The sequence below is a fragment of the Sulfurimonas sp. genome, from assembly GCF_027056685.1.
Lineage (GTDB): Bacteria > Campylobacterota > Campylobacteria > Campylobacterales > Sulfurimonadaceae > Sulfurimonas.
Genome location: NZ_JALUKE010000051.1, coordinates 34,347 through 40,515, shown reverse-complemented (window position 1 = coordinate 40,515; position 6,169 = coordinate 34,347). Strand labels below are relative to the sequence as shown.

The 6,169-nt window shown below is 32.7% G+C and carries 4 protein-coding genes; all 4 read left to right on the top strand.

Features of this window, described 5'->3' with window-relative positions:
• The first annotated feature begins 290 nt into the window (after positions 1–290).
• From MVY38_RS01910 to MVY38_RS01895, 4 genes are read left to right on the top strand one after another with little or no spacing between them, the layout of a single operon-like run.
• Entirely contained in the window at positions 291–2,030 is a 1,740-nt protein-coding gene (locus MVY38_RS01910) for a TolC family protein (protein ID WP_297482961.1), read from the top strand.
• Position 2,031: 1 nt separating this feature from the next.
• Positions 2,032–2,820 carry an efflux RND transporter periplasmic adaptor subunit gene (locus tag MVY38_RS01905; RefSeq protein WP_297482958.1) on the top strand — a complete coding sequence of 263 codons (789 nt, stop codon included), beginning with the start codon at positions 2,032–2,034 and terminating at the stop codon, positions 2,818–2,820.
• An 11-nt stretch (positions 2,821–2,831) separates the two neighbouring features.
• On the top strand, positions 2,832–4,418 hold the full coding sequence (locus tag MVY38_RS01900; RefSeq protein WP_297482955.1) for an efflux RND transporter permease subunit: 1,587 nt from the start codon (positions 2,832–2,834) through the stop codon (positions 4,416–4,418).
• Complete coding sequence (locus MVY38_RS01895; protein WP_297482951.1) at positions 4,418–6,133, top strand: efflux RND transporter permease subunit; 1,716 nt, start codon at positions 4,418–4,420, stop codon at positions 6,131–6,133. The genes MVY38_RS01900 and MVY38_RS01895 overlap by 1 nt, the downstream gene beginning before the upstream one ends.
• The last annotated feature ends 36 nt before the right edge of the window (positions 6,134–6,169 follow it).

The window sequence follows — 6,169 nt, the reverse complement described above, 5'->3', positions numbered from 1 at the left end:
GAGTAGAGGTATGTAATCACTAAAATAGCAACAAAAAGAGCGTTAAAACGAGAAACATTAGAATCTACCTTTGTAAAATTCAATGGACAAGTATTTGACATAAAAAATTCACCTTAAATAAAATAATAATCACATAATAGTATAAAATACTTAAGATTTAAGTATTTTATTTTCTTATATCTTAAAAGAACTTTTTATTTATAAATTTGATATTATTGTAATAACATAAAAAAATTTATATGTTATAATTACAAGTTAAATATTTTAAGAAAAAAACGAAGGGAAAAATGATGATAAAACTTTTAACTACACTATTTTTTCTCACTGCAGTTGTAAACGCAGCCTCAAACAATAGCGAGACTTGTTACACTGTCCAACTACTCAGCAGTTACAAATCACAAGCAAATAGTGGTTTTAGTGAGGAAGAATATCCAAAAGATTGTAAAGTTATGACACTTAATAAAACACAAACGGTAAGATGCGGATGTTATGACAAATATGCACCTGCAGAGGCACGCTTAAAAGAGCTTAAAGGTGAGTATAAAAAAGCACTTGTTGCTATGACATATAAACATAGATTTGATGGTAAAAATATTGCATATTCATTAACACCAGACAGTATTGTTCAAGGTACTGCACCCAAAGACGATCTCTCTCTTGATGATATTCAAGAACAAAACACAACTATAGACACTTCAAAATATACACTCACTAATGATGATTTAACAAGTGGAGAAAATGGTCTTGCACTTGATGCGGCTTTAGAAATTTTAAAAGCACAAAACTTAGAAATAAAAGCGGCAAAAATAGATGTAGAAGCAGCAAAAGCCAATGAGGGTACAGCATCAGGAATGAACTGGGGTAAACTTACATTTCAACAAGATGTAGCTCGTTCAAACGATGCGCTTAGTGTTTTTGGATTTAAACTTAGTTCGCGAGAGGCAACATTTGGAGATTTTGGTTTTTCAGAATTCAGTAATACAAACCCAAATATTTTGAATGTACAACCAAAAGATTTAAACTATCCGGGATATAGAAACTTCTTTCAAAGTAAACTAAAATACGAACTACCACTTTTTACAGGATTTGCAATTTCTAGTTATGAAGACATCATGAAAGAGATGTCCAAAATGAAAAAACTTGACAAAGACAAAATAGAAAATGAAAAAATATACCAACTAAGAAAAAGCTACTATGATGTAGCACTACTTGACACATCAATAGCACATTTAAATATAGTCATGAATAATATTAATATTTTAGAAAACACTACAAAGACAATGATAGAAGTCGGGTATGCAAAAAAAGTTGACCTTTTAGAAGTGCAAGCAAAAAAAGGAAATGTTACAAGACTTTTAGTACAAATGAAAGCAAATAAAGAACTACTTTTGCAATACATTAGCTTTTTACTCAACAAAAAAGTAACTGAAATTAGAACACCTAAAACAGATGTTCCAATGCCTGCTTATACAGATGCACAAATCTTAAAAACTAACTTAGACATTAAAAGGGCGACAGAGGGACTTGCAATAAGAAAATCAATGCAAGGTGCAGCTGAGGGTGCATTTTACCCTACAGTTGGTGCATTTGGAGAGGTTTCAACTGCAGACAATACTTTCTTAGGAGATGCAAGTGACCACAAAGCCTATACAATAGGTGCAAGACTTACATGGAATCTTTTTAATGGTGGAACAGATAACTCTAAACTAGAAAAAGCAAAACTAGACCGCCTAAAAATGAGTTCTCAAGTACAACTCGCAAAAGAAGGAATAGCACTTAAAATTGCAAAAATAAGAACAAAAATCAAAAGTATAAATGTTGAGATAGCTTCACTTGAAAAAGAGCTCGCGCTGGCAAACGCAATTTATGAAAATTATGAATACAGATATAAAGAGAAACTTGTCTCTATGAGTGATGTCATTATCAAACAATCTCTTCAAATAGAGAAAATTTTACAACTGCAACAAGCAAAAAACAAACGCACTGAAGCGGTTTTTGCTTTAGAAAAATTAGCAAACGGAGAAAACTAGAATGAAAAAACTACTAATACTACTGGCACTCAGTGCCTCACTTATCGCAGAGACACTCACTCTTTCTGGAACAGTTATATCTGATAACAAAAAGATGATTACAAGCCGTTTCATGGGCTTTGTAACACAAGTAAATGTTTCAGAAGGTAATTCTGTTAAAAGAGGGCAACTCCTTTACAGTATTGATTCAAAAGAGATAGATGCAGCAAAGTCACAGGTAGAACTTGCAATTTCTCAAGCACAACTCTCTTTGCAAATGTATCAAAACCAATTTACAAATGTAAAATTAAATCTTGAGCGAAATAAAAGACTTCTTGCTAAAGATATGGTTTCAAGATATGAAGTAGAAAATCTTGCACTTGCAGCTAAAAATCTTCGTGATTTAGTTGAAATTTCTCAAAAACAAGTTGAACAAGCAAAAGAGAGACTCAAAGAGGTAAAAAATCAATATAAATACTTAAATGTTACTGCTCCAAATAACGGAGTTATAATCAAGGTTAATATTCGTGTTGGTGAGATGGCAATGCCAGGTATGCCCGCTATTATTCTTTCTGACTTAAGTGATTTAAAAGTTTCTGTGGAAGTTGCTGAAAGTGACTTGCATTTACTCAAACGCGGAAAAAAAGTCGTAATCAATATTCCATCACAACATATTCAAGAGATTGGAAAAGTTACTGCAATTATTCCAAATTCAAACCCAATGACACATACATTTAAAGTAAAAATCTCTTTTAAATCACACCATAGATCTGTGTATCCAGGTATGTATGCAACAGTATCTATAAACTAAGGAAAGTAAATATGAAACATCATAAAATTTATGAACCTGGTGACTCGGCAGGAAAACTTGCCAAGACTTTTTTACGAAATCCCTTAACAATCGTTTTAGGGATATTTTTATTGGTACTTGGGTATCTTTCTCTTGAAATTATGCCCCGTGAAGAGAATCCTCAAATGGTTGTCAGTGGATCAACTGTTATTGTTGCCCTTCCTGGTGCAAGTGCAAAAGAGGTAGAAAAAATCATTGTACAACCTTTGGAGAGAAAACTTAAAGAGATTAAAGGGGTTGAGCATATTTATGGAACTGCTATGGACAATGTTGGTGTGGTAAACGCAGCATTTTTTATTGGACAAAAGAAAGAAGCTTCCAATCTAAAAGTTTATGATAAAATTATGCAAAATTCAGATATGTTTCCTAAGGGAGCTAGAAATCCTATTATCAAACCACTAGATATTGATATTGACATTCCTATTTTAAGTGTTGCATTCTATTCTGATGGAATATTAAATCAGACAGAACTCTATGATAAAGTAAAAGAGATTCAACATAAAATAAATGGTCTTAAAAATGTTGCTGTAACTGCACTTAAAGGTGGGCATAAACATCAATTTAATATAGAAGTTGATCTAAATAAACTCTCTGGTTATAATCTTTCTATGGGACAGGTTATGCAAGCTGTTCAAGCGCTAGCATACAATGTCCCTGCAGTAAAGAATAGAACAAAAGACAATAAAATAGTCATGGTTGGTGTTGAAAATGCGATTGAGAGTGCAAAAGATGTTGGAAATATTATAGTAGCACAGTATATGGGTTCTCCAATATATCTTAAACAAGTAGCAAATGTTAAAGACTCTTATGATATTCAAAACTTCAAATCAGCACTCATTGCAAAAAGAGAAGGCAAAAATAAATTTTCAAAATTTGACAACCAAGTCACCTTAACAGTATCAAAATTACAGGGTACAAACGCAGTAAATATTGCAGATGAAGTGAAAAAAAATCTTGAACAATATAAAGATATTTTAAAGAAGAATGGTATTAGTTATGTAATTACAAGAAATGATGGAGTAAGAGCTGATGATGCAGTAAATGAGCTTGTAATGCATCTTGTACTTTCTATTGTAATTATCGCAATCTTACTTATTTTTGTACTTGGCTGGAGGGAATCGCTCATCGTTACATTTACAGTTCCAGCTATTTTAGCAGTCACTCTTTTTATAGCATATTTAAGTGGGCAGACAATCAATAGAATTACACTTTTTGCATTTTTGCTTGCACTTGGACTATTAGTAGATGCAGCCATTATTGTTATTGAAAACATACATAGACATTACCACTCTGTTGAATCAGCACATCTCAGTGACGATGAGCTTATGATTAAGGCAACAGATGAAATTGGTGCGCCAACAAATATTGCCACTTTAGCAATCATTATGACTATGGTTCCTATGGCATTTGTTGGAGGAATGATGGGTCAATTCATGAAACCAATTCCTGAGAATGTACCTGTAGCACTTATTGCTTCACTTTTTATCGCCTATATTTTCACCCCTTACCTTGCAGTAAGAATACTCAAACGCCCAGACCTTACTAAAGGAGAACATTAATGTTTAAAAAATTTGAAAACCTTGTGCGTGAGGGCATACAGAGCAAAGCAAAAAGAAGACTTATTCTTTTTGGTACGCTTGTTGCCTTTATAATATCTATCCTTATGATTGCTCCAACAGAAATAGTAAAAGTAAAGATGCTCCCTGGTAAAAATAACGATACATTCAACATTTATGTAACACTTGCTAATGGAGACTCTGTTGAGCAGACAAAAAAAGTTACCGAGTGTGTTAGCCGTTATGTAGTACAAGAGAAAGAAGTTCTTAATACTGAAGTATTTTTAGGGATGGGTTCACCACTTGATTTTGCCGGTCTTATTAAGGGAAGTCAGTTTAAAAACTCTGAAAATGTGGCAGAAATTGTTTTAAATCTTACAAAAAAACATGAGAGAGAAGAGCCCTCATTTATGATGGTTCAAAGAATGCGTCCTGTCATTCAAAATGCATGTGAAAAGCTCTATCCAGATACACATATTTCATTTGTAGAACCACCAGCAGGTCCTCCAACTCTTTCAGCTATTGTTGCAGAAATTTATGGTGACAATACACAAGGCATACGAAAATTGGCAGGAAAAGTTGAAAAAGTTTTTAAATCTACAAAAGGTCTCGTAGATATTGACACTATGGAAGATGAGATATACTCTACTTTTGATTTAAAAATTAATACAATAAAAGCATCTAAATCTGGAATCTCTGTAAAACAGCTCAACAATATTATCTATCTTGCCTTTGAAGGTATGGATGTAGCTGTAAAAAATTCAGCAAAATATAATGAACAGATTCCTCTCTTTTTAACATTATCACCAAAATCAAAAAGATTTACTAGAAAAGATTTGGACTCAGTTAGAGCAAAATTAACCTCTCTAAAACTTATGAATAAAAGAGGTATGATGATTCCTGTTACAGAACTTGTAACAATTATTCCAACAAAATCTCATCCTAAAATTATGAGTAAAGATTTGCATCAAATGACAAATGTTATGGCAGAAACTGATATGGTTTCACAAGTTTATCCTCTTCTTAAAGCAAGAGATAAAATCTTAAAAACTTTCACTAATGAGTATGATATTACTAAAACAGGTCTTTTTGATTTATCATTAAAAGATAAAAAAACAGGTGATGTATATAAACTAAAATGGGATGGTGAGATGAAAGTTACACTTGATACATTTAGAGATTTAGGAGGTGCATTTATTGCAGCATTAGTCCTTATCTTTTTACTTATGGTTATTTACTATAAAAGTTATACCATTAGTGGCATCATTCTACTTGGTTCATTCTTATCTATTATTGGTGTGATTTTTGGTCACTGGATAATGAATCTCTTTACTGCAGATACATTTTTTCTAACAGCCACATCACTAATTGGTTTTATTGCCCTTATTGGTATTAGTTCTCGTAACTCATTACTACTCATTGACTTTACAAAATCTCTTATGGATGAAAAAGGTATGCATAAAGCAGAAGCTATTGCTTATGCAAGTGCGACACGTGCAAAACCTATTTTCTTAACTGCAGTTGCAATTATGCTAGCTTCAACACTCCTCGCTAGTGATGCTGTATTTGGTGGACTAGGAGTTGCACTTATTTTTGGTACAGTGACGGCTGTTATCGCTTCACTCGTTGTTGTTCCTGTACTATTGTATATGATAGATTTAGAAACTCACTTTCACTTTCATGAGAAAAAAGCTGTATCGGTAGAAGAGCCTGTTTAGGTCTCTTCTCTTTATAAGTGCCAGAGCATAATAAAT